21 protein-coding genes are annotated in these 24,638 nt (G+C 57.6%); 14 read left to right on the forward strand and 7 right to left on the reverse strand.

Features of this window, described 5'->3' with window-relative positions:
- Positions 1–39: 39 nt before the first annotated feature.
- The gene (locus AB4Y89_RS19275; RefSeq protein ID WP_442302568.1) at positions 40–1,284 is read left to right on the forward strand and encodes a GumC family protein; all 1,245 of its coding nucleotides are present in this window, start codon (positions 40–42) and stop codon (positions 1,282–1,284) included.
- An 11-nt stretch (positions 1,285–1,295) separates the two neighbouring features.
- On the opposite strand, the gene AB4Y89_RS19280 is transcribed toward AB4Y89_RS19275, so the two are convergent.
- Positions 1,296–2,852 (reverse strand): hypothetical protein, encoded by a 1,557-nt coding sequence (locus AB4Y89_RS19280; protein ID WP_442302569.1) that lies wholly within the window; start codon positions 2,850–2,852, stop codon positions 1,296–1,298.
- Positions 2,849–3,718 carry a hypothetical protein gene (locus AB4Y89_RS19285; RefSeq protein WP_442302570.1) on the reverse strand — a complete coding sequence of 290 codons (870 nt, stop codon included), beginning with the start codon at positions 3,716–3,718 and terminating at the stop codon, positions 2,849–2,851. Before AB4Y89_RS19285 ends, AB4Y89_RS19280 begins: the two co-directional genes overlap by 4 nt.
- A gap of 432 nt (positions 3,719–4,150) precedes the next feature.
- Here AB4Y89_RS19285 and AB4Y89_RS19290 point away from each other — a divergent pair, with 432 nt between their 5' ends.
- On the forward strand, positions 4,151–4,792 hold the full coding sequence (locus tag AB4Y89_RS19290) for an acyltransferase (protein ID WP_442302653.1): 642 nt from the start codon (positions 4,151–4,153) through the stop codon (positions 4,790–4,792).
- Positions 4,793–4,853: 61 nt separating this feature from the next.
- On the opposite strand, the gene AB4Y89_RS19295 is transcribed toward AB4Y89_RS19290, so the two are convergent.
- Positions 4,854–5,390, reverse strand: coding sequence for an acyltransferase (locus tag AB4Y89_RS19295; RefSeq protein ID WP_442302571.1), 537 nt, complete (start codon positions 5,388–5,390; stop codon positions 4,854–4,856).
- A gap of 195 nt (positions 5,391–5,585) precedes the next feature.
- Between AB4Y89_RS19295 and AB4Y89_RS19300 the strand changes: the two genes are divergently transcribed.
- The 3 genes from AB4Y89_RS19300 to AB4Y89_RS19310 are packed head-to-tail and all read left to right on the forward strand — an operon-like array spanning position 5,586 to position 8,804.
- The gene (locus AB4Y89_RS19300; protein WP_442302572.1) at positions 5,586–6,719 is read left to right on the forward strand and encodes an NAD-dependent epimerase/dehydratase family protein; all 1,134 of its coding nucleotides are present in this window, start codon (positions 5,586–5,588) and stop codon (positions 6,717–6,719) included.
- A complete protein-coding gene (locus AB4Y89_RS19305) occupies positions 6,706–7,656 on the forward strand; it encodes a glycosyltransferase family 2 protein (protein ID WP_442302573.1) in 951 nt (316 codons plus the stop codon). The genes AB4Y89_RS19300 and AB4Y89_RS19305 overlap by 14 nt, the downstream gene beginning before the upstream one ends.
- Positions 7,653–8,804 carry a glycosyltransferase family 4 protein gene (locus AB4Y89_RS19310; RefSeq protein WP_442302574.1) on the forward strand — a complete coding sequence of 384 codons (1,152 nt, stop codon included), beginning with the start codon at positions 7,653–7,655 and terminating at the stop codon, positions 8,802–8,804. The genes AB4Y89_RS19305 and AB4Y89_RS19310 overlap by 4 nt, the downstream gene beginning before the upstream one ends.
- A 12-nt stretch (positions 8,805–8,816) precedes the next feature.
- On the opposite strand, the gene AB4Y89_RS19315 is transcribed toward AB4Y89_RS19310, so the two are convergent.
- On the reverse strand, positions 8,817–9,053 hold the full coding sequence (locus tag AB4Y89_RS19315) for a hypothetical protein (protein ID WP_442302575.1): 237 nt from the start codon (positions 9,051–9,053) through the stop codon (positions 8,817–8,819).
- A gap of 272 nt (positions 9,054–9,325) precedes the next feature.
- On the opposite strand from AB4Y89_RS19315, the gene AB4Y89_RS19320 reads away from it, so the two are divergent.
- Positions 9,326–10,411, forward strand: a complete 1,086-nt coding sequence (locus tag AB4Y89_RS19320) for a hypothetical protein (RefSeq protein WP_442302576.1) — start codon at positions 9,326–9,328, stop codon at positions 10,409–10,411.
- 245 nt (positions 10,412–10,656) lie between these two features.
- Here the strand turns inward: AB4Y89_RS19320 and AB4Y89_RS19325 are convergent, their stop codons facing one another.
- Positions 10,657–12,069, reverse strand: a complete 1,413-nt coding sequence (locus AB4Y89_RS19325) for a sugar transferase (protein WP_442302577.1) — start codon at positions 12,067–12,069, stop codon at positions 10,657–10,659.
- A gap of 349 nt (positions 12,070–12,418) precedes the next feature.
- On the opposite strand from AB4Y89_RS19325, the gene AB4Y89_RS19330 reads away from it, so the two are divergent.
- The 8 genes from AB4Y89_RS19330 to AB4Y89_RS19365 are packed head-to-tail and all read left to right on the forward strand — an operon-like array spanning position 12,419 to position 22,863.
- Positions 12,419–14,572 carry an exopolysaccharide transport family protein gene (locus AB4Y89_RS19330; RefSeq protein WP_442302578.1) on the forward strand — a complete coding sequence of 718 codons (2,154 nt, stop codon included), beginning with the start codon at positions 12,419–12,421 and terminating at the stop codon, positions 14,570–14,572.
- Between the two features lie 47 nt (positions 14,573–14,619).
- Complete coding sequence (locus AB4Y89_RS19335; protein ID WP_442302579.1) at positions 14,620–15,354, forward strand: polysaccharide biosynthesis/export family protein; 735 nt, start codon at positions 14,620–14,622, stop codon at positions 15,352–15,354.
- Positions 15,355–15,395: 41 nt separating this feature from the next.
- Positions 15,396–16,700, forward strand: a complete 1,305-nt coding sequence (locus AB4Y89_RS19340) for a glycosyltransferase family 4 protein (RefSeq protein ID WP_442302580.1) — start codon at positions 15,396–15,398, stop codon at positions 16,698–16,700.
- The gene (locus AB4Y89_RS19345; RefSeq protein WP_442302581.1) at positions 16,697–18,046 is read left to right on the forward strand and encodes a lipopolysaccharide biosynthesis protein; all 1,350 of its coding nucleotides are present in this window, start codon (positions 16,697–16,699) and stop codon (positions 18,044–18,046) included. The genes AB4Y89_RS19340 and AB4Y89_RS19345 overlap by 4 nt, the downstream gene beginning before the upstream one ends.
- 18 nt (positions 18,047–18,064) lie before the next feature.
- Positions 18,065–19,306 carry an ATP-grasp domain-containing protein gene (locus AB4Y89_RS19350; protein ID WP_442302582.1) on the forward strand — a complete coding sequence of 414 codons (1,242 nt, stop codon included), beginning with the start codon at positions 18,065–18,067 and terminating at the stop codon, positions 19,304–19,306.
- Complete coding sequence (locus AB4Y89_RS19355; RefSeq protein ID WP_442302583.1) at positions 19,303–20,760, forward strand: O-antigen ligase family protein; 1,458 nt, start codon at positions 19,303–19,305, stop codon at positions 20,758–20,760. Before AB4Y89_RS19350 ends, AB4Y89_RS19355 begins: the two co-directional genes overlap by 4 nt.
- A complete protein-coding gene (locus tag AB4Y89_RS19360; protein WP_442302584.1) occupies positions 20,753–21,730 on the forward strand; it encodes a glycosyltransferase family 2 protein in 978 nt (325 codons plus the stop codon). Before AB4Y89_RS19355 ends, AB4Y89_RS19360 begins: the two co-directional genes overlap by 8 nt.
- Positions 21,679–22,863: a glycosyl hydrolase gene (locus tag AB4Y89_RS19365; RefSeq protein WP_442302585.1), complete on the forward strand. Its 1,185-nt coding sequence runs from the start codon at positions 21,679–21,681 to the stop codon at positions 22,861–22,863. The genes AB4Y89_RS19360 and AB4Y89_RS19365 overlap by 52 nt, the downstream gene beginning before the upstream one ends.
- Positions 22,864–22,982: 119 nt before the next feature.
- Here the strand turns inward: AB4Y89_RS19365 and AB4Y89_RS19370 are convergent, their stop codons facing one another.
- Both AB4Y89_RS19370 and AB4Y89_RS19375 read right to left on the reverse strand, forming a co-directional pair.
- Positions 22,983–23,987, reverse strand: a complete 1,005-nt coding sequence (locus AB4Y89_RS19370; protein WP_442302586.1) for a glycosyltransferase family 2 protein — start codon at positions 23,985–23,987, stop codon at positions 22,983–22,985.
- A gap of 71 nt (positions 23,988–24,058) precedes the next feature.
- The gene (locus tag AB4Y89_RS19375; RefSeq protein WP_442302587.1) at positions 24,059–24,430 is read right to left on the reverse strand and encodes a hypothetical protein; all 372 of its coding nucleotides are present in this window, start codon (positions 24,428–24,430) and stop codon (positions 24,059–24,061) included.
- Between the last annotated feature and the right edge of the window lie 208 nt (positions 24,431–24,638).

Here is a 24,638-nt window from a genome sequence, read left to right on the forward strand (position 1 = left end):
AGGCTGTAGCGATCGACTGGGATACGATGGGAAGTGGATATGACACTGGGTACTGGAAATTTTGAACGCTCGGAGTTACTAGCCGGAGCTGAGCCGATCACGACCAGTCCACGCAACGTTGACCTGTTGGATGCTTTGCTGCTGTTGGCTCGGAGCTGGCGGGTGATTCTGCTGACGGCATTCGTCTTCTTTTTAGCAAGTTGCCTGGTAGCCTTCCTGCTTAAGCCGACGTTCACCGGCCAGGCCATGATCTTGCCCCCGGCGCAGCAACAATCCTCGGCCGCGGCGCTAAGTGGACAACTTGGCGCGCTTGCCGGATTCTCCGGCGGAGGCGCCGCAAGCCTGTTCAAGAATCCGGGCGACCTCTACGTCGGCATTCTGGAGAGCAATGTGATTGCGGATCGATTGATCGACCGCTTCAATCTGCGCTCGATCTATCACACGCAGACACTTGCGGATACCCGTGCGGCGCTGAAGGGCCATGCAGTCTTCAAGGCGGAAAAGAATGGACTGATCTCCATCACCGTCACCGACCGTGATGCACATCGCGCAAGCGATCTTGCCAATGGCTACGTTACCGAACTTCACAGACTGAACTCGACACTGGCCATTACGGAAGCAGCGCAGCGGAGGATGTTCTTCGACCAGGAGTTGGTCAAGGAGAAGGCCGCGCTCGAGACAGCGGAGAACGATCTCAAGGTAACAGCGGAGAAGACGGGTCTCATTCAGGTGTCGAGTCAGGCGGAAGTGATCATTCGCAGTATTGCCCAACTCCGTGCGGAGATCATGGATCGCGAAGTCGAATTGCAGTCGGTGAAGACCTTCGCCGCCGATCAAAATCCGGATGTGCGGAGACTCTCTCAGGAGATCGCTTCCATGAAGGACCACCTGGCGACATTGGAGAATAGCCAGAAATCGCAGTCTCCAGGAGACATCTCGGTGCCATCGGGACGGGTTGCCGAGGCGACGCTCGAGTATTCGCGAAAGCTGCGCGAGGTCACGTACCACAGTGCGCTCTACACTCTGCTGCTGAGACAGTACGAAGCGGCACGCATCGATGAAGCGAAGTCATCGCCTCTGATTCAGGTAGTCGACCCGGCAACGACGCCGGACAAGAAATCGGGGCCGCATCGCGGGTTGATCGCGGTCGGAGGAGGGCTTGTGGGACTCATCCTGGGGATAGCGTGGGTCATGCTGCGCTCGGGCTTTCGGCGTATGGGAGATACGCCGGAGACGGCGGAGCGGCTGCGGGAGCTACGCAACTCCATCCGTATAAGAGCTTGACGGAAAGCGGTTCAGGAGGGAACGATCTCGCGCCCCAGTCTTCCGCGAATCGTCGCGATCAGTTTGGTTCTCTCCTCGGGCTGGAGTGCAAAGCGCCAAAGCATCCCCACGCTAATGGCTGCCGCGATGGCTCCACAGGCAAAACGAACCGCGACAAGGTTCGGGGGAAGAAATCGCCAGACCGCGGCGGCAAGGCCGATTGGCAGGAAACACAGGCTGGGCCGAAGCAGCGCGGAGAAGAAGTACTCCGAGATGCTCATCTGGATCTCCGCCGTCCGGCGCATGTTGTAGAAGAGATTTCCGCCAAGACCGACCAGCGAACCGATCATCGTCCCGGCCGCAACGCCGATCGCCCCAAACGAACGAGCCAGAAGCACGCTAAAGATCAGGTTACTCACGCCTTCCAGCAACGGAGTCAGGATCACGCGGCGCTGGTCTCCACTCCCGATCATCGCCAGCACGTAAGGCGTCACGGTCATGCGGATGATATTCGCGGCAACCAGCACCTGTAACAAGATCGCGCCTTTGGCGGCATACTGAGCATCAAGCCAGACGCGGAGCAGGGGGTGCGCGAAGACAATCAGCGGCAATCCGGTTGCCAGCAACATCGCTGTGCCCATGCGAGTGGCACCCACGACCATTTTGCCCAGGCCCGCCCGGTCGCCGCGGGCGTGAATAACGGCTGCGGTTGACCCCATGGCGCCAAAGATCGCGCCGAACGAGCCCGCCAGCAACGTAACCACGGTGGCGGCGATGGAATAGTAGGCTACTTCACCGAAGCTGAAGATGCCGACGATGGTAAGGTCGAGACCTGTGACGAGAAGCATCGCAAAACCCCACACGGTGAGGCTGAAACAATAGTCGAAAATTTCGAATGCGGTTGCCTTGGAGACGCTGGAGAGCGAGAGACATATAGGGGGAGCGAGGCGGCGGCTCAGCCTTCGATAGGCAAGGTATTGCACAACGTACGACCCCACATTCACAAACGCCGCGACCGACGCCATCTGAGTAATGCTCCCATGGTGGCGCACAACAATGACCAGCAGGACTGCGCTTATAAGCCGTGAGATACCGATAATCGCGGCCGGAATTTCATTGCGCTGAAGTCCGACAAAGGTCCCGCCAAAGACGGATGCAGGCAGGCCGATGCAGAGCGAACCACCTACCAGAATGACGGCGGCCCGAACGCTAACCAAAAGTTCCCCGCGTAAATGGGGGAAGAGATGAGGGAGAAAGGCCGCTAAGAGTGCTAACCCAAGCAAACCAATACAGGCGGAGGAGGCCAGGCAAACCATGGCCGTACTGACGATGCGATCGCGATGTTCTGATTCGCCGCGCTCAGAGGAATGGGCGACAAAGCGGGCGATGGCCGTTTGAATACCAAAATCGAGATACCCGACATAGGCGCTCAACTGCAGCACGAGAGACCAGGCACCGAAGGCCTCGGTCGACATGGAACGGGTAAGAAAGGAAGGAAGGAAGAACGCGACAGCCGCGGAAGCCCCACCGCGCACCAGATTTGCGGCGGCATTCTTAACAACAATGAGCTTCTCCTGCCTTGAGGTCACAATGTTTCGCGCTCAGCTTCAAAAACGAGATCCGGATTCTCAACAGCGAATTGCTGCTCGACCCGTCGGAATTCGCTCTCCCAATCTACGAGGGGTGCCAAACACGTGGACTCTAAATGCGTTGCGAGAGTTGGCATTGGGTTCCAAAGGCGGCGGGAACGTCCAAAAAGTATTTGCCGCCAGCCTGAGAACCACGCCTTACACCAAAGCTTCCGAAGCTGTGGGTCGGCTGCATAGACGAATGGATTGAGCAGACCCAGCTTCTGGGTAATTGACATCCAAAGGCTGCCATCGTTATTGAGGCGTCCATAGGAGTGAAAAACCTTCCGCGTGCGCCACAGGGCTTGTTTCGTTGCAAGGAACGTAAGGCAGGTCGATGTTGAGCTCCGCCAATGACGGTCGCCGGAAGCCCGGATCCAATGCCGCTCAAATCTCGTGGGCAACTGGTATTGATCAGAATGATCGTAGGGCGTCACAAAGTCAGCGTCCGGGTTTTCACGGGCAAATCGGACCATCTCAACCAGTGCTCCGGGGGAATAGATGTAATCATCTTCGGCAAAGTAGACGAGATCCGCTTCGGTCTGATCGAGGAGCAAGTCGATCTGCATCGAGAAAGTAGCGAAATTGCCGATGGCGTCGAGATTGACGACGATCAACTCCTCATCGGAGAAGTATTTGCGAAAAAGGGCCTCATATTCAGGAGGACAGGCGTCGAGGAGCGCCCAAATCTTGACACGTAGCGAACCGAGCGACTTCTTAAACGACCACAAGCAATACTGAGATAGCTTAAGCTTATCGTCGCTCCAGGCAGCGGGCTTGGACGACACCCCCGGATAAATCCTATATGCAATTGCAAGGTCGACCATTATGGTTTCTACGACTCTTTCGGCTTATATTTCGCACGCAAGCTCCGCCGCTTCGGGCAGTGAATCACTAGAGCATTTTTCCTATTGCTGGGTATCCCGGAAGAGGAGTGCAGTGGCGTTTTCATTGCGGAAAACTCCCAAAAATGCGGAGTCCCTACGCGACACCTACAGGAAAATGCTCTAGCCTGCCAGGACAGCTTGATGGCTAGAACTTGAGTATACTTGAGACGAGAGATAGCGAGATGGTATCGGTGCTGTTCAAGACGACGCTCGCGTCTCATGGAGTTCCGGTCTCTTCGTCGGCCCATGTCAGCCTCTTTGATGACGGCCTCAACAAAAAGTCTGAACAAGCGATATGACCCAGCATTCGATTTCTACTACTCCCCTAATCCTTGTGTCGATTCCAGTTTCTTTTTTTCGGAGAATAGCTTAATGGGCCTTTGGAATCGCCTGCGGTCCTACGCCAAGCAAGTACCGGCTGCCAAAGCCATCTACCAGAGGGCTCGTCGATTTCGCCATCCTACACCGCGCGGCCTAAAACAGTTCGGCGACGGCTCGATCATAAGATGGCCTCGCCATGTAGATGGAAACAGGTTTATTTCTATCGGAGCAAGGACCTCGATTCAACACCATGCGTGGCTTTCGGCCACTACGAGCTATGCAGGTGAATCGTTCCAACCGGAGATCGTGATTGGGAACGACGTTTATATCGGAGACTTCTCTTGCATCTTCGCAATTGGTCGGGTGACTATCGAAGACGATTGCGTCCTAAGCAACTACGTCTACATCAGTGATGCGTCCCATGGCGTAGACCCGACGAAAGGGCCAATCCTGGATCAGAATCTGTCTAGCAGAGGAGAAGTGCGCATCGGCAGGTCGTCCTTTATCGGCTACCGCGTTTGTGTAATGCCAGGAGTGGTTTTGGGAGAACATTGTGTGGTGGGCGCCAACGCGGTCGTTACCAAGTCGTTTCCCGCCTACTCTATGGTCGCTGGTGTACCCGCACGGCTCATCAGGAGATATAGCTTTGCTGAAAAAAGATGGGTTGATTACAACGAGCGAGACCAAGACTAACGTCTTTGCAAGATGCTTCAGCTCCCACGAATCTAAATCACAAATTACTCGCGGGGCTCCCTTACATCTTCTCGATGCGAGCGGTCCCTATACTCACCCAGCTTTGACTCGTGAAATCGTATTGCCGAATAACGACGGCAGGGTTGCCGGCTGCGACCGAGTAATCGGGGATACTCCGCGTAACGCAGGAGTTTGCGCCGACGACACAGTATTTGCCGATACGCACATTGGGCAGGACCACTGTGCCGAAGCCCAGAAACGAACCCTCGCCGATCTCAACGAAGGAATCGTCATCAAGGATGCGTTGCCCGATGGGACGCGTGTCGTGAATGTCTGCATAAGGATGCGTGATGTCGACGATCGCGCAGTGTCCCGTGATGCTGACGTTATCGCCGATCGAGATGCGTGAGTGGCACATGATATGAACGTTCTGCTCGATGTTCACATTGCTGCCGATCCGCAGCTCCGGAACACGCGATGGCTTGTCCAGGATGGCATCGAGACGCACTCCGTAATTGATGCGGACCCGGTCTCCGAGGTGAACGAAACGGGCGTTATAGAGAGAGGCGGGCCGGACGATCACACAGCGCTTGCCCATAGAACCCACGACGTAGCGGTAAAAAAAACGTGTCTTAGCGTGGTGGTAAACGAATTTAAGAAAGGTCAATTTTTCAAAAAAGGGAAAATTCCAGAACTCCTGCAAGCGTCTCATCATCGGCCTCGGCACATGCCAGAGGTTATATACTATATGCTGGAATTGAACCACTTACACCATCCTGCGGAAGGTTGATCCTTGAATACACTCATCACCGGCGGCGCTGGCTTCATCGGGACACATCTGGCGCGCCTCCTGTTGGCAAAGGGCCAAGAAGTCACCCTCCTCGACAACTTCCTTCCTCAAGTCCATGCCGGGGATGAGCGCCTGCCTGCCGATCTTGCTCCGCACGTTCGCCTCGTTACCGGCGATGTCGCCGATCAGTCCGCGATGAGTGATGCGTTGCTGGGAGTGGACAGCGTCGTTCATCTGGCCGCGGAGACCGGCACCGGTCAATCGATGTATGAGGTGATGCGTTACGAGCGGACGAACCTCGGTGGGACGGCTACCCTCTATGAGTTGCTGGCCAAGAACCCGCATCATAAGGTGGAGCGCATCGTAGTCGCTTCATCGCGGGCGATCTATGGAGAAGGCGCTTACCGGTGCGAGAAGGATGGCATTGTGTATCCGTCATCGCGGTCGGTTGAAGATAAGATGGCGGGCAAGTTCGATCCTCTTTGCCCGGTATGCGGCGAATCCTGTGAGACGGTTCCCACCACGGAATCGGCGCCTTCGCAGCCCTCGTCCTTTTACGGTTTGACGAAGCAGGTGCAGGAGCAGACGGCCATGATGTTTGGCCAGGTACTCGGCATTCCTTCCTTCGGATTGCGCTACCAGAACGTCTATGGACCTGGCCAGTCGCTCAAGAATCCTTACACCGGGATTCTTGGCATCTTCTGCAATCTGGCGCGGGCTGGACGCAAGCTTGAAATCTTTGAAGATGGCCAGGAAAGCCGCGATTTCGTCTATGTGGACGACGTCGTGCGGGCTACTGCACGGTGTCTTGAGGTTACGGCCAACGGTTGTCACGTGGTCAATGTGGGATCGAACGAGCGCACCACGGTGGCGCACGTGGCGGAGCAAGTCAAGTCGTTCTACCAAAGCTCCTCAACCCTGGAAGTCACGGGGGCGTTCCGGGATGGAGACATTCGCCATGGACTGGCCGATCTGGGACAGGCGAAGGCTCTACTCGGCTATGAACCCCAATGGCGCTTCGACGACGGGCTACGCCAGTTCCTGGAATGGGCGGAACGATACGAGCCCCAGTTGGACGCTTACCAACAGTCCTTGAAAGAGATGGCGGAAAAGGGACTGCTTCATGGGCGGAGTTAGTTACCTGGATCCCACCATCAATCTTCCCCCAGCCTTTGTTCAACGGAAAATTGGGGTGGTGACGGTGACTTATAACAGCGCGGCGATGCTGGATGAGTTCTTCGCATCGTTGAACGCCCAGACCCATAGTAAGTTCTGCCTGATTGCGGTAGACAACGCCTCGACCGATGGCACTATCCCCCTGCTCCACGCCTATTCCGGCGTGGAAAAGCTTGTCATCGCGAACCCAACCAACGTAGGCGTGGCGGCGGCGAACAACCAGGGAATTCGCGCGGCTATTGAGATGGGTTGCGAATATGTCCTGCTGGTCAACAATGACGTGGTATTCAATCCGGAACTCTTTGCGCAATTAGTGCAAGGGCTGTCTGACCATGGCTGCGATATGGACACGCCTTTGATCTATTACATGGATCCGCCAGACAGAATCTGGACTGCGGGAGGTCGCTTCGAGCCGAGCTTCGGGTTCCGGATATGCCACCGGGGGGCCGATGAGCAAGATCGCGGCCAGTACAGTCATCCGGAGAAGATCGATTATGCACCCACGTGCTGCGTACTGATTCGACGGGAACTCTTTGCGAAAATCGGGCTGATGGATGAACGGTATTTCGTTTACGGGGACGATGTCGATTTTATGTACAGGGCAAGACAGGCAGGGCTGGTCATGTACTACCTGCCCCAGAGCAAACTCTGGCACAAGGTAGGTGGATTGACCGGCGGAAGTATCTCCGACTTCAGCTTTTACTATAATGCGCGGGGACGGGCGCTCTTTCTTCACAAGCACTTTCACGGCCTGGTACCGTCATTCTGGATCATGCTCCATATCCTTCAGGATTCAATACGCGCGATCCTGCATAAGAGCTTCCGTCATGCGCGGAAGGTAAAACAAAAGGGAATGCGCGATGGGAAAAAGGTAGCGCTAGAGCAGCTTACGCAATGAAAGTTCTGTTCGACGCCACATGCGTGACGAAGAATAAGGCTGGCGTGGGTGTCTACGCCGCAAACTTACTTCGAGAGCTTGCTTCGATGCCGAGCAGCCTTCAACTCTTTGTCCTGGCCCAGGATGACGACTCCTCGATGGATTTCGGCGGACGCCCCAACGTGCGTACGATCCGCGTGCCCGCGAAAATCTTTCGCATCCTGCCCTTTCGCTTTCTTCTGGAGCAGATCATCCTACCGATCCTGGTGCTTTGGCACCGCATCGACGTGGTTCATTCGCCGCATTATTCGTTGCCCCTAATGTGCTTCGGGGCACGCCGGATCGTGACGATTCACGACATGACATCTTACAACATGCCTGAATTTCATTATCGATCTAAGGGCTTCTACTATCGGCGGTTTATCTGGGCCTCGGCACATCTAGCCGACGGGCTCATCTTCGTCTCGCATTCCGCAGAGCGCGACTTCCGATCCCGTTTCAACCATTATCGGAATGACAGTTGGGTCATTCATCACGGAAAGAGCGAGGCCTTCCGTGCCAATCTTGAACCGGACCAGATCGAAAGGGTTCGGCGAACCTATGAACTGGGGACGAAATTTGCCCTGTACATCGGCACTCTGGAACCGCGAAAGAATGTGGCTCGACTCGTTGACGCATTCGCGTCGATAGCCGCAAAACATCCCGAACTCACCCTGGTGATCGTGGGAATGAAGGGATGGATGTACGACGGCATCTATGAGGCAGTGGCAAACTCCGGCCTGGAGTCGCGAGTCAAGTTCACGGGATTCATTCCGGAGGAAGACAAACCATATCTCATGGCCGCCTCAACTATCTTCGCGTATCCCTCTTTGTATGAAGGTTTCGGAATTCCAGTGCTGGAATCTTTGGCCTGCGGCATTCCCACGATCACAAGCAACACCTCCTCGCTTCCTGAAGTAGCAGGCGAGGCGGCTTTACTGATCGATCCAACCCAAAAGGAGCAGATCAGTTCGGCGATGGATCGTCTTCTCTCCGATTCCTCTCTATACGAGAGATTGCGCAAAGAAGCGCTTCTACAGGCTGCGAAATTCACTTGGCGTAAGACCGCGGAGCAAACGCTGACGGCATATGAAGAGGTCGTCAGCGATGCGAAATCTTCGCGGTCTTAGCCGGGAACGAAGCTACCGCTTCTTCGCCAACACGATGTCTTGGAAGTTCGTGATTTCAAGTCCCACATGCGGCGCGGCCCCTGTCCAGATTCCGCTTAAGCGTTGCTGCGTCTGGAGGCCGACTTGATGTTGAACGGACTCTAGCCATTCCGCACTTATCGCAAGCGCGTCCTCAGGCATATTCGGATTCGTCGTTCTGCAATCCTTCAATGCATACTTGAAATCCATTGTTGTCTCGCCGCGTTGCATCCTCGATTCACCTCCCTAAGAGCACGAGACATCGGACCCGAATGGTTTAGAACAGCTCTCCCGTGTCATTGCTCCTGTAGGAAGCTGGAGGGACCCATGAAATATTTGTCGACCACCCGCTGACTCACAACTTTTATGTGCTGTTTCTTGTGCCTAATAAGATGCAGCTAGAATCATGGTATCGTTCGTGAGAACAGAGATGATGGTCGAAAGTTCATGGAGGACGCGTCGCTAACGTGTGCGCCCGCAAGGTTTCTTTTTGGAAATTTTCATTGCTTGGATTGTTCCTCATGGGTTGCGGCAGCGGATACCTGAGTGGACCGTCGCTCTCCACCGGCCCCAGCTACGGGGCCAAACGCCCCATCGGAACTCTGATGAACTTTGGCGACTCAATTACCTGCGGATATACCTCTTCTCCTGCCGATGGGACCGGCAACATCTATTCCAACAAGGGATATGCTGGACAGGTTTCAACGACGATGGAAAAAGCTCCACACAATCTATGCCACTCTGGAGATATGGCAGCGGATATGGCCCGCCTCTGGGTCTACCCGAATACCAACTCGGTGATGGGAAAAGACCAGGTCTATACCGTGATGATCGGCACCAACGACGCGAACCGCTGCGGCGACAGCAACGGTTGTATGGACAACTGGCAGCGTAGTGTGGGCGCAGCGATCGCATGGCTCGCTTTGCCGGATAGAGACAAGGTCCTTGGCTCGGCCATCACAAATACTAGTGGAAGCTGGAGTGCGGATTCGGATCTCCCGATCGGTTTGTCAACCACTGATGCCAACGCAATCGCCACATTCACCATCGATGCTGCCTCCGCTGGCAAAATACTCTATCTTGCCTATCGCGTCTTTGACCCCGGTCTCAGAAATACGACTCAGGCCACCGTTTCGATCGACGGAGCAGCGGTAGGTCAGCTCAGTTCAGCCGTCGATACCGGACATCTGATCGCAACCCTGTGGTCAACGCAGGAAAGTATCTTTCTCGCACAATATTCGCTATCCTCTGCCGGAAAACATACCGTCACTGTGTCGACGGCATCGACCGGAGGATTTTTCTCTTTTCTTTGGGCGGGCGTATGTGGCGAAAACTACAACAATGTTCCGGGCGCACCGAGCGTTCTCCTTGGCTCTGTTCCACGCGCAAAACCAGATGACCTGAACTATGAGATCCTCCAGTACAACATGCGATTTCTCGATATGGCTCGGAAGTTTCAGCAGCAGGGCATGAACGTTACGACTGTGGATACATTTCACGTCTATGACACAAGCGACCTTTCCGACGACGTGCACCCAAACCGGGCAGGGCATACGAAACTAGCCGCAGCCTTTCAAGCTGCCTTCTAGATAGTCCTTTCGAGCCTTCATGGGATGGAAGGTGGCCGGTTGCAAATAAGATCTTCATTCACTTTGTCTTCATGCCTGTCGTTAGCTAATCCTTCAAAAGCCGATCGATCCCGTCGCTGGCTACAAGCCGGTCTTCGCTGTAGCAGCGCGCCTTACCGGCTATCGGACAGGATGTCGCAGAGGGAGCTTTACAGGATGAGTAAAGCCTTTCGTCGCGGCCGAGTCGAGCATAACAATACTTAGATCTAGTAGGCACCCTTGCCGCGGAAGACCACACTGATCGTCTTGGCCAGGATCTTGAGGTCCATCGGGAGATTCCAGTGATCGATGTAGTGGAGATCCAGACGGATGGTCTGATCGAAATCCGTCTCTGAACGGCCGGAGACCTGCCACAGGCCGGTGATGCCAGGTTTGACCGAGAAACGGCGCATCAGCCACGGTTCGGAGAAGAGCGCGACGTCGCGATTGGGCAGAGGCCGCGGGCCTACGAGAGACATCTCTCCGCGCAGCACGTTGAAGAGCTGCGGCAACTCGTCCAGCGAGGTGCGGCGCAGGAACTGACCTACCTTGGTGATGCGGGGGTCGTTCTTCATCTTGAACATTGGCCCGCCGAACTCATTGTGCTTCTCGAGCGCAGCCATCCGAGCCTCGGCGTCAACCACCATGGAACGGAACTTCATCATGCCGAAGGTGCGCTTGTTCTTGCCCCACCGCTCCTGCCTAAACAAAACCGGACCTTTGCTGGTGAGCTTGATGGCAAGAGCAATGGTAAAGAAGACCGGCAGCAGCAGGATGATGCCGAACAGCGCCGCGGTACGATCAAAGATATCTTTCAGGAGCAGGCGCTGGTCGCTATGCACCATCTCCATGCCGCGAACGCCGGTCTCTTCATCGACCGTGGTATTTTTGGCAATCTTCGATTGAAAGAGATCAACGGAGTACAGGGCTTTTACGCCGGCATGGCCGCACATGGCAACAGCCTGTTGTACGTCGGCAAAGGCGCTCTTGAGCGGAAGGGCGATGAGAACTTCGTCGACGGGACGGCGCATGAGGATGTTCTCAAGGTCATCCAGCGGTCCCAGGACCGGGGCGAGGCCTTTGCAGTCGGGCTGTGGATCAGAGTCCACAAAGCCGCAGATCTGATAGTCAAATGAAGGATGAGCCAGCAGCTGCTGAGTCAGCATGAAGGCACGCGGGCCGGTTCCGACCACGACGACATTCCGCTTCTTACGCAACGCCGGCTGAACACTGTCGTAGAAGGTGAACAGGACCACCCGGTTCAGCCCCATCAGCAGCAGACCTGTGACCGCGAAAAGAAGGCTGATGTGCCAGATCTGGCTGAAGGTGTATTTGCCGAGAAACATCGTCAGCGCGACAGGCAGTGCGGACAGGCTGACGGCCACCGGGCCGCGCAGCATGAAACCGAGCTGAGAGGCGCTCTGGCGGGGCCGGTACATGCCGGTCGCCCAGAAAAAGGCTCTCCAGACAACGAGCAGCGCCGCGCCCACGATCAGGGTCTGGATGGAGACGCGCAGGGCGAGAATCTGCTTGAGAGACTGGCCCGCAGCCAGAGAAGAACCGAATAACGAGACCAGCAGAGCGATAGAAAGGCTTACGGTATCAGCAATACGTACTGACCCCTTGGAGAACCGACGCATGAGTAGGGTGTCTCCTGCAGGGACGGTCGGTGCTGCCGTCGCCCTGGCCGACGGGGATTGGGCTGCGGGGATCCGGGCGGCCTCGTCAACGCCCGATTTGAGAATGTGATCTTCCATCTGTCACCCTCTGTACTGCTCAGTTCCGGGTTCAGATCCCCCCGGGCAGCTCTAGAAGACCAGCAGAGGGCGGGGGGAGTACATGCACCTTTCGGGTCAGGCGGTTACCTTGGAGTGGTAGCAATCCGGCCCAGGAGATGCTCCCCGCCAGTATAGCCAGTTCAAATACCGAAGCAACCGTAATAAATGCCTAGGTATCCGCAAGCAAAGAATTGTTACACTCTTGCAGGAAATGCCGCCTCAGCCTTCGCCGAACTACTCGCAGCCGAAGATCCGCCAGATTGTTCTGGAGGCTATCTTCCGGCACGAACGGCTCTTCTGGCTGACGATCGCAGGCATCATGCTGCTGGTAGCAGTTGGAACTTACCTTACCCCCAAGAAATACCAGGCCGACGCCAAGCTGATGGTGCAGAACGTACGTTCGTCCTCGCCACTGACCACGACGGCCTCTGATCGCCTGGTGACCTCCGGTACGGTTTCCGCCGAACAGATCTCGACACAGGTAGAGATGCTGCAGAGCCCGGCCGTGGCGCTGCGGGCGATTGGGGCGGGGCCCGCAGGAAGCGTGAGCCGCGAAAAAAGTCGAGAGGCGGAGAAGCTGGGGAAGGCGCTCAGCGTTGAGGCTGTCCACCAGACCAACCTGATTGAGCTGAAGCTATTGGGTGACTCACCTGAACAGGCCTCGGACCAGTTGCGGCGGGTAATCGACGCCTATTTCACCGAGCGGGCAGGGTCGGGCCTGTCCGCTGGTGCGGCGTCCTTTTTCGACGAACAGTTGCGCTTCAAGCAGCGGCAGCTCCAGGTTGACCAGGAACTGCTTTCCGACTTCCAGGTGAAACATGGCATCTCCGATCTGGACGAAGAGAAGAAGTTGCAGACGGAGAGGATATCCTCCCTCATTAACCAATCCCTGCTTGCCCAGACGCAGCTTGCGGCGCAGCGAAGCAAGGCTGAGACGAACCGCCGTCAGCTCGTCCTTACCCCGGCGAGGTCGAGTACGACCCAGCGCTCCATCACTAACCAGTACTCCCAGGAACATCTGGGAACGGAACTGGTGGACCTGCAGAACCATCTCACCGAACTGCAGAAACGTTATCCGGAGACCGACCGCCAGGTCATTGAGACCAGGGAAAAGATTGAAACCGTCAAAAAGGCTGAAGCGGGCGCCCGGTCCACCCCCGCCACAGAAGAGGCTACCGACGTCAATCCTGTCTATCAGCAGCTCAGCGCGTCCCTGGCGGCATCGGCAGGAGAGATGAGCGCCGGGGCAGCCGAGGTGGCAAAGATCAACGAACAGCTCGAGGATGCCCGGCATAGGCTGGAGGAGCTGAACGTGGCCACCTCGCAGTATGACGCCCTGAAGCGGGACGTAGCTGAGGCCCAGCGCGATTTCGACGTCTACGCCCAAAAAAGAGACGAAGCACGGGTTTCGGAGGAGCTGGATAAGGCCCGCATGTTCGACGTCTCGGTCGTGCAGCCTCCAATCGGCCAGTCCAACCAGATTCGGCCGCGGCCTAAGCTCTATATGGCAGCCGGCCTCGTCTTCGGGTTCCTGCTGGCGACGTTACTGGCGATCTACGTCGATACATCGTCCGAAATGGTCTATCTTCCGTCCCAACTGGACGGCCTGACCGGAGTGCGGACGGTGGCTACGGTCGCGGAAGACGATCAGGCCAATGCGTCTTCGGCAAATGCAGTCGCGTACCGCCGGATTCTGCTCGCGATCCGCAATGCGCTTCGCCATCGGGAACAGGAGATCGTCGCACAGACGAAAGGCCTGTTGGGCGGTCCCACGCCCGAGACCACAGCGTCCGGGCAGAACGAGTCGGCGGAGCCAATGTCTTATGGACGCTGCATCGCATTTGTGTCTCCCCTGCAGGGCGAAGGCGTGACGTATATCGTGAACCATCTGGCCGAAGAGGCCGCGCGGCAGGCATCGTTTCGCGTCGTTGTTATCGATGCCGCCTTACTGCTGCGCCAGTTTGCGGAAAAGGGAGATGCCGGCTTTGCGCTGAAGAAGGATAAGCGTGCGGGCTATTGGGAGCTTGATACAACCATTGAAGTCCCAGACAGCAAGAGCCATGTCCCACGCGGCACCAGCCTGCAGGAGGTCTTTTCCTGGAGGCTGCGTCCGATGATGGCGCAACTCCGGCTGGACTTCGACTATGTGTTGCTCGATTGCCCGAGCCTTGCCGAGTCGACCCTGAGCGGCGAACTGGACCGCGTGGTGGATGGATACGTAGGTGTCGTGGGCGCAGGATATTCCCGCAAGCAGAACATCCATGGCATGGCCGCGATGTTCGAAGAAGCCAGCGCGCCAGTGCTGGGATATGTGCTGACTCGACGCCGGTACCCGGTACCTACCTGGCTACATCGCCTGATTTGACGGTACTTTCCGCGATACAGCTTTGGTAGGCTGATGCCGTGAACACTATGCCGAGCACTCGTCTGAAGACGAGACATCTGTTGCCGGCAGCCGCTGTGATCGTGCTGGCGACACCCCTCATGGTTCTGCCTGTACATGCCCAGATCAGGGGTGCAGGAGATGCGCCTACAGGGCTGACGAGGAAGGCCGCCGAAGCCCCCACAGGAACCGGCGCATACCACCTTCACTCCGGCGATCAGCTCGTGGTGAACTTCCGTTTCACTCCCGAGTTCAATGATGAGGTTACGGTTCAGCCTGACGGTCATGGTCAGTTAAAGTCGGCGGGCGATCTGAAGCTTGAGGGCCTAACCATTCCCGAGGTGCGGGCACTTATTCTTGCGGAGTCGACCTCGAAGCTGGTGAACCCGGAGTTCACGGTAACCCTTAAGGATTTCGAGCGCCCCCACATCTTCGTCGCCGGAGAGGTCATCACTCCGGGAAGGCAGGATCTCCGCAGGCCAATCACGGCCATGCAGGCGGTACTTGCCGCCGGTGGTCCGAAAGAAGACGCCGCCATGGGACGCGTGGTCCTGTTCCGCAGGATCGACTCTGAAATGTCAGAGGTCCACATCCTGAAGCTGGGCAGCCTTAAGACCGTAACTCGCGCGCAGAACGACATGGTGCTGCAGCCGGACGATCTGCTCCTGGTAGGCCACGATCACCTGCAGACGATCGGCCGTTACATCAAGACGGCAAATCTTGGCATCTATCTACAGCCGCTAAGCTCAAGTCCGGTATTCTAGGCCGGGGATGCGACAGCTTCCCACTCGGGAGACTACCGCGCGTGCTGAAAGTTCTGCTCATCGCCTATGAGTGCAGCCCATATCGCGGCTCGGAGTGGGCTGTTGGCTGGGGCAGGCTGCTGGAGGGTTCACGCGTAGCCCAGATGCATGTCCTTACCAGCGAGGACAACTTTGGCGCACTCGAACGGGCACAGGAGGAAGGTCTTCTCCCCCCGGAGGTACGGTTTTATACTCCGGAGCCGGATGCCAGGCTCCGCGCCGAATCTCCTGCTCATGGAGCCTTTGCGTATAACTACAACGCGTATCATCACTGGCACAAACTGGCGATCGAGCTGGCACGGAGCCTGCACGCGCGGGAACACTTCGACCTGGTACACCAGGCGACCGTGAATACGTTCCGTGAACCTGGTTATGGATACGAACTTGATATTCCGTTTCTCTGGGGACCGGTTGGAGGATCGCAGAATTATCCGATGAGCTTTTTATCGCTGCTACCTCCTAAGGAAGCCGCCAAAGAGGCTGCCAGGGCAATCGCGAACAAGTACACGCTCTATCGCGACTCGCGGGTCCGGCGGGCGGCGCGCCGTGCGGCGAAGATCTATGCCTCTAACTCCACCAACCAGCGTGATTACGAGCGTGCCTGGGGGCGAAAGGTGGACCTGCTGCTGGAGACGGGGCTGAGAGATGTAGCGGAGCCGGACCATTCCCGGTTTGAGCATCGCCTGGAGGAGAATCGGCGCGGGGACCAGACGGGACCGTTGGAGCTTTTGTGGAGCGGCGAATTGCAGACGCGCAAGGCTTTGCCGATTCTTCTGCGTGCCCTCAGTAAGGCGCGTAAGCAGGCTGAGTTCCGGCTGACCGTGCTTGGCGATGGGCCGATGCGAGAGTTGTGGACCGCGGAGGCAGAAAGGCTCGGGCTGCAGGATATTGTCAGGTTCGCCGGGCGCCTTCCCTTCCCTGAAGCCGTTGCGGCGATGCACCATGCCGATCTCTTCTGCTTCACGAGTCTGCGAGACACCAGCGGCAATGTGGTGCTTGAGGCGATGGCCGCAGGTGTACCGGTCTTATGCTTTGGTCACCAGGGCGCCGAGGACATGGTGGACGCGACCTGTGGAGTCAGGCTGCCGGTCGTCTCCCCCAAACGGGCAATTGAAGATTGGCGTCAGGCCCTGATTGAATTGGCTGAGAATGCCGAAAAGCTACTTGCGATGAGCTGGGCAGCCCCGATGCGTGCTCGTGAGTTTCTGTGGTCGCGCAATGGGGATGTGGTGAACGAGGCATATCTGGAACTTGGCCGAACCAACATGGAGAAAAGGTTGAAGCTCAATCAGAGCGCGTGCGCATGAGCCTTCCAGCATCGAGCATTGCGCCCGAAGAGCCGTTGCCGCCACCAGGAAGGCTGCGCGCCATGTGGAGTCGCGGGCGTGCAGTTGCCGGCGACCGCCTGACATACGCCCTGGCCGACCAGGTGACCTATAGTTTCGGCAACATGGTGGTCGCCGCCATTCTCAGTAGACATGGCAGCCGCGCAGAGTTTGGTACCTACATCCTTACGCAGCGGTCTATGGATATCTTTATCCAGATCTGCAGCGTCTTCTCCTGGGCTCCGTTCATGTTCCGCATGCCTTCAACGCCGAAGGAACGGCAGCATATCTTTCTGGGAAGCATTGTCGGACAGCAGGTATGTGCCTGCCTTGTGTTCGCGTTGTTTTTATGGATGGGCGGCTGGTGGACAGCGGGCCATCACTACGATCTCTATGCCAATGTCATGGTTCCGCTGGCTGTCACCTCAATGGCCATTTTGTTCCGTGAGTTCACCCGGCGCATGTACTTTGCGGAGCTCCGCTTCAAAGCCGCCTTCTGGACCGAGTTAGCAACGGTCGGTCTACAGATCGCCGGCGTGGAGCTGTTGTACCGCTTCGGCCGGCTGCATGTACCCGAGACATTGCAGGTCCTTTCGTTTGGCGCCGGGGTGGTATCTCTGTACTGGCTTTTGACTGAATGGAAGACCTTCAAAATCCGCCTGCGCGATGTGTATGAAGACCTTCGACGGGACCTTCGTCTGGGCGGATGGCTGCTGGGCGGCAACATGATCTCGATGGCGAGCGCCCAATGCAACCCATGGCTGCTGGGGGCTGTCCTGGGGCCGGCAAGTGTGGGCGCGTATGCCATCTGCGAGAGCGTGGTCAATATTCCACGAGTAGCATTGAACAGCCTGCAGAACGCAATGGCTCCGGTGGTCGCGCGCGCTCTGGCAAAGGATGGAAGATCCGGCCTGCGGCAGGTGATTGCCCGTTACGACCGCGCTCTGCTGTTGGGCTCGGCTGCATGTGCCGCCGGAGTGCTTGCTCTGGGCCCATGGGTCGCCCGGCTGATCTTTAAAGCCTTTCCCGACAACGGTCGGCTGATCCTGCTCTTTCTTGCTCTTAACTTCATTGCCGTTGCCGCAACATTGGCGCAGAGCTATGGCCTGACTGCATTGGACAAGGCGGGCCTTGTCTTCTATGCCAACCTGGCAGGGTTCGTGGTGCAGGTACTCGTCGCGATTGCCCTGGTAGGCAAATTGAATGTCGTTGGCGTGGCCCTGGCGATGTTGCCCGGCAGTATTGTGGTTGTAATCATCAGGCAGATCTTTTACAGACGTGAAATTACGAGCCCGCAAGGAACGACATCGTTTGGTCGAAATGCATAAGATGGGGGCACACAGATTGTGACAGCACCGGGAACAAATGAGTTTGGCAACGGCACGAGGGCTCCTCGCGTGCTGATCGCTACGGCTCGTGAGTGGCTCTCGGGCGCGCGTCTTGCCCTTGCCTTACACAGCCTCGGCTGCGAGGTAAGCCTGCTCTCGCCGGCAAATCATCCGGCACGGCTGACCGGAGTCATCTCGCAGTGGACACACTTCTGGCAGATGCGCCCCTTCCGCAGCTTCGAGCGTGCCCTGGATGCTACACAACCGGACAGCCTGATTCTGGCCGACGAAGTCGTACTTCATTACGGATTGCTGCTGGCCGGAAAAGACAACGAGTATGGCTTGCGCCTGCGGCATCTGATTGAGTCAACCACTGCGGGGTCAGCAGCACTGCAACTGGCACGGACACGATTCGAGCTGCTGCACCAGGCACACCAACTCCAGGTGCCTGTGCCGGCGACAGAACCCATACCAACACCGGACGACCTGCCGCGCGCGGCTGCGCATCTGGGATTTCCGCTGGTTCTAAAGTCTGATGGAAGCGCGGGGGGCCAAGGGGTACGCATCGCTCGGTCCATGGAGGAAGCGCAGGACTATTGGAACAAATTGCATCGGACCCCCAGCCTTCCCCGTGTGCTGAAGCGCGGCTTGGTCGATGCAGAGTGGATGCATCTTCGCGCCTGGACGCGGCGCCTGAAGTCGGCAGTCAGCGCACAGCAGTGGATCGCCGGTCGAGAGGCCACCAGCATGGCGATGGCACACCAGGGCCGGCTGCTCGCAAGTATTGAGTTTGAAGTGGTGCAAACCACGGAGAGCCGCGGACCATCCAGTGTGCTTCGCGTTCTGGACGACGCCCGGCTTCGCCACGCCATGGCGCGCATCGTTGCCCATCTTGGAATCAACGGATTCTGCGGCTTCGACTTCATCTGTGAGCCGGATACAGGAAACCCATTGATGATCGAGATGAATACGCGTCCGACGCAGGTGAGCCATCTCTCGTTCGGCAAAGGGAAAGACCTGGTGGCCGCCTATGTGCGCGGGGTCCTGGGACAGAAACACGTGGAAGATCGTCCCGCAGCCACGAACAATCCGTTCATCGCACTCTTCCCTCAGGAGCTGCGGCGAGACGCCGCAAGCTCATGGGTCAAGGATGCATGGATGGACGTTCCCTGGGACTCGCCTGCTCTCATCGATTTCGCTTTGGAGACAGGCGGAAAGAAGCTGAGCTCTTCTCTGCTTCCTTCGCGAGGTGATGCGTGAGCACCGCCCGTCCCACGGCCTTCACACCATACCGGCTGGCACGAGTCCGCCTTGAGCTTTCGCAGATCACCCGGCGGTTGATGCTCGTGAAGATCGTCTGCGGCATCGCGCTTGGTATCTGCTACTGGTACTCAGTTCCTTATGTGTTGCCTTTCATCGTCCACGGGGCAACAGCGGAGTCGGCAGCAGCGGAGTCAGCGGCGTTTCAGGGCAGCGCAAGCCGCCAGCTGGCGATGCCTGTCATCGCATTCTTCTGTCTCATCCTTCTGCGGGAACTTCCCCGCCGTGGACGCTTCGCCGGCCACCTGCGATACTTCGCCGCAGCGTACGTCATCTGGGCCGTGATGAGCGTTGCCTGGAGTGACGATCCCTCGCTTACCCTCAAGCGGCTGGTCGTCTTCCTGATCAATATCCTCGCTATCTACACCTTTGCTCGACGCTTCTCTCTCGTAGAGATGTCTGTCCTCGCCTTCTTTGTCACCGGAGCGGTTGCCATTCTTGCCTTATATGGCGATGTGGTCATGCAGCATATCTTCGATCCACGCAATGCCGACTATCGTTTCCAGGGCGTTGCCGAAGCCAACTATCAGGCTATGAGTCTTGTGGCAGGCATCTTCTCCGGGCTTACACTCTTCGATCGCAGACCGGCATGGCGCAAGTTCCTTGCTCCCGCGCTGTTCGCCGCTTTCATCCTGCTCTATCTCACCCGTTCACGCGTCAGTACGATCATCTGCCTGATGATGGCGGGCATCATGATGCTGCGCCTGGCGCGCAAGATCCTCAGCGCACCCGCACGCGCCATGCTGGCTGTGGCATGCCTCGCGGTTGTGCTTCCAGTCCTGGTCTACGTTGTGGGACAAAAGGGACTAGGCGCGGCACAATCTGCTTTCATGATGGGCCGCACCGATACCCAGAACACATCCAATCTTTCCAATCGTGCGCCGCTCTGGGCGGAGCTCTCTGACTATGTAAAGACGCGTCCGCTACAGGGCTTTGGATATGCCGGGTTCTGGTCGCCAAGCCGCGTGAGCCTGATCTCGGGCCATCAGGGGTGGACTGTCCCCCATGCTCACGAAACCTATCTGGATCAGACACTGTCCCTTGGCTTCGTCGGATCGCTGCTGTACGCAGGCGTGCTCTGGGGCGCCATCTTCTTCGCGTGGCAGCGTTACCGCCGTAGCCGTCAGGCAACCGACTTATTAGCGGCCTCGATGCTCACCTGGCTCGCCATGGAAGGTCTTGCCGAGTCGGCGCCGATCGATCCTTATCTACCAACGACACTGGCGTATGCCTGCATCGTGAAGATGTGCTTCGCTGAAGGTTCTGAGACCGAGCAGGATACATGGCTTGAATCCGACCAGCTTCTGGGCGGTGTCACACCGGCGTTGCTGGAAAAGTTACCGCCGAACCTGCGCGCTGAGGCGCAGACAGCGATGGAGAGCAGTCATGGTTGATACGACGGTGCGCAACGACTTTGGTCAGTGCGAGCCAGGGCTTGTAAGCATCATCATCCCAACGTACAAACGGCCCGACGATCTTAGAAAAGCAGTTGAGAGTGCCCTGGCCCAAACCTACGATCACATTGAGATCGTGGCTGTCTCCGATGGGCCGGATCCGGCAGCGCGAGCGGCCGTCGAGGGCATCGATCCGCGCGTTCACTACGCAGAGCTCCCCTCAAACCGAGGTCCCGCCGCGGCAAGAAATGAAGGTGTAGCCCTTAGCCGCGGCGAGTGGCTTACCTTCCTGGACGACGATGACCTGATTCTTCCGGCAAAGATTGAGAAACAGCTTGCCCTGGCTGATCGCAACTCTCCCAAGATGATGATTTCCTGTCGCGCAATCTATCGCGCCCAGGGTAAAGACAACATCCATCCTGAACGGCCCATTGGTCCATCGGAGGATGTGGCTGACTACATCCTGCTGCGTCCATCCTTAACCAGGCGCCCCGGTGTTCTTCCATTGCAGTCACTGCTACTGCACCACAGCCTGCTCAAGGAAATCCCCTTCACCACGCATGCGGACCATGAGGACTGGGCATGGCTGCTGGAGGCATGGCATCTTGCCGGCGCCCGTGTTAAATTCGCGTGGGAACCGCTGGTGGTCTACAACATCGTGGTCGACAGCATCTCCCGATCGCGGCGCACCAACTGGAAGGATTCTCTGGAGTGGGCGCTACAGTACCGGAAATGGATTGGCGATCGCGCCTTCGCTTCGTTTCTAAGCACCAAGGTTGCACTCAAGGCAAAGCGCAGCCAGGATAAGGGAGCGCTCCAGCAGATAGGCCGACTGGTCATGGCGAGCCGGCCGGGCTGGCTGGAACTCGCATTTTTGGCCGGCATCTGGCTGCTGCCTGGACAGGTACTGCATCACCTATGGAAGAAGTCTCTCGAGAGCTCGCATCAGGCTGGTCAGACGGCATCATGAAGCTCGTCGCACGTATCGCGCTGCTGCTTTGCGTGGCCCTGGCAGGCATATGGACATGGCATCGCTGGCACCTGCGAGCCGTGGATGAGGCCATTACGGCAAACGCCGCGAGCGCTGCCACTCCATTACAGGCATGGGCGAAGGCTTCCCCCGTCACGCGTGCTTTTTATGGCCGCAGACTGGAGCCACGCGACACAGTGCTGCATGGGGTGGGCCAGAGCGACCGGCAGAGCTTCGATGCTTATTCGAAGGCGGTAGCGCCGGCCCGGCCGATGCTGATGATGCGCTATGTCGATCTGCATGATGACCTGCCAAAGTTCTTCGACCACCTTCGTGCGGACCTGGGTACAGCGCAGGACTATCTGGTTCCTCAGATCGGTATCTCGCTTAATGAAGGTGGTGGGACACACCACTATGAAGCCGCAACCGCAGCCGGTAAGGACGATGCCGCGCTGGAACAGATCTGTTCCGGATTGCAATCTCTTGCTCGTCCCGTCTTCGTCCGTCCCGGATACGAGTTCAACGGACCGTGGAATGGCTATGCCGCGCCGAGTTACGTTGCAGCCTTTCGCCGTATCGCAGACGCTATCCACCGTTGCATGCCGCAGGAAGCAGCGGTGGTGTGGGACTGGTCACCGGATGCTGAACTCGATCAGCAGCGAGCAGGCGCCGCGGCAGCATTCGCAGCCGCGCGCTGGCAGCAGTTCTATCCCGGCGATGCGTACGTCGACTGGTGGGGCGTGAACCTTTTCTCTCCGCCGACGCTCTCATCTGCGGCAACGCGGGAATTTCTTGCCGAAGCGGACAACCGCCGCTTTCCCGTTATGATCGCGGAATCAACGCTACGAGGCGCCTCTGTACATGACCCGCATGCCGCCATCGATCAATGGTTCGCACCTTATTTCGGCTTGCTCCGCGGCACAAAGGGCATCAAGGCTATCTGCTACATCGACTGGGACTGGCGTATCTATCCGCAGTGGGCCGATTGGGGCGATGCGCGCATTGAGAGCGATGCCACGGTACTTGAGTTCTACCGATCGCAGGTTCTCAATACACCTGGAAACGCACCGTGGCTCTCCGGTGGCGCTGACCGCGCAACGACGCGCAGCGTCCTGCGCCTCGACGGGAGATAAGTACTACTAGAGCATTCCCTGTTGCTGGGTATCCCGGAAGTGCCGTACAGCAGCGTTTTCATTTCGGAAAACGCCCACAGGATGCGGAAGTCCTACACTGCCTCCACAGGGAAAATGCTCTACTGCCGCGGCGGTGCGTCGGGCCGTTCCCCATGGCGACTGCGGAAATCCATCCTGCTAAGGAACTGTGACGAACCACCTCGTGCCGCAGACAATCCCCGGTACAAACCGGCTGTGACCGCAAGACTCAGTTGAGCATCCAGCACCTTCGCCGGTTGTCGTGTGAGACGCCCTGCCGCCAACTGCGGAAGGTCGCGCACGACGGCGAGTATCAGACGTCCGGTCAGGTTATATAGAAGGCTGGGGACGCTATTCCTCGCTCCGGCAAGCCGCGCTTCGATCGCTCCGGTGCGCATGGCCGACTGTCTCAAGACATGCGGATCCAATCTGCGCGGCGGAATCAGGTGCAGCACCTTCGCCTCAGGGGCCAGCCACATACGATGGCCCGCCTCGTGCATTCGCTGGAAAAGATTGGTGTCTTCCCCACCTTCGGTGAAGTTCAGGTCGAATCCACCCATCGATTCGAAGACGTCGCGCCGGGTAAGCACATTGTTGGTGGACGGAAGCTCGTGGAACTGCATACTCCGTTCTTCCGAGAACAGGATCTCGCCGAGCAGCCGGCGGGCTCGAGGACCCACTTCACTAAGAGACCGCCCCTCCGGAAGTGAAAGCACGGTCGTCCCTCCCACGCAGACAGCATTGTTCTGCTGGGCGACACCATAGAGGGTCTGCAACCAGTGCGGCGGCGCGATCTCATCATCGTCAAAGCTCGCCAGCCACCGGCCCCGGGCGTGTTGTGCGGCCAGATTCCGTGCGGCAGCAACCCCCTGTTTGGCTCCCTGCAGGATGCGGACAGGAATCGCCGCTTCCGCCTGATAGCGCGCCAGCACCTCAGGCGTATTGTCCGTTGATTGATCGTCGACGATCACCATCTCGACCCGAACGCTCGCGAGCAGCGATTGACCGAGGAGTGCATCCAGAACCCCGGGCAGGAAGTGCGCACGGCTGCACGTCGTCATGACGACGCTGATCTCGGGCTCTGGATCGGAGGAACGAGGAATCACATTACGCAGTCTATCTGAAGGCGCAGGACTTCCCTCCGTCCCCGAAGCCAGAGGGATGATCGATCGAAAATTTATGCGGCAGCGCTGCGGAAGGTCTTTGCCTCGTAGCGGGCCGAGGCCTGTTCCAGGAAGTTGAACAGGCTTGTGAAGTCTTCTGAGTACATCGCGCCAAGCGCAGTTGTACTCAATTTGTCGGTGAGACACACAATCGGCACACCGGCCCTTGCCAGAGCGCTGCCCATCAGAATCTGACGGGCAGGTGGCACAGTATGACAGAGAATCACGGTTCCATACCCGGGATACAGGGCTTCGCCCAACCAAACGGAGCTGGGCAACGAAAGCACGTTATAACCGGCACGCATCAGAACATCCGCCCTGTTATGAAGAAGGGCGGCATCGTCGCCGATCGACAGGACCAGAAAATCATTATGTGTAGACTGCATCGCAACCTCGGGAGATCCGCAAGAAAGCACGGAGAAGTTAAAGCAATACAGGCAGTAATAAAACAGGGCGTGCAACGGTTCAGGGGAACGGTGAGGCCGCAAGAGGAAACATCACCAGAAGCGGACCAATCTTCCGTCTTGACTCAAAGCATAATGCATTTCCGGCATCGATGGGCGAGAGACAAATCGCTTCACCACTTACTCTGTC

The sequence above is a fragment of the Terriglobus sp. 2YAB30_2 genome, from assembly GCF_052114765.1.
Taxonomy (GTDB): Bacteria; Acidobacteriota; Terriglobia; order Terriglobales; family Acidobacteriaceae; genus Terriglobus.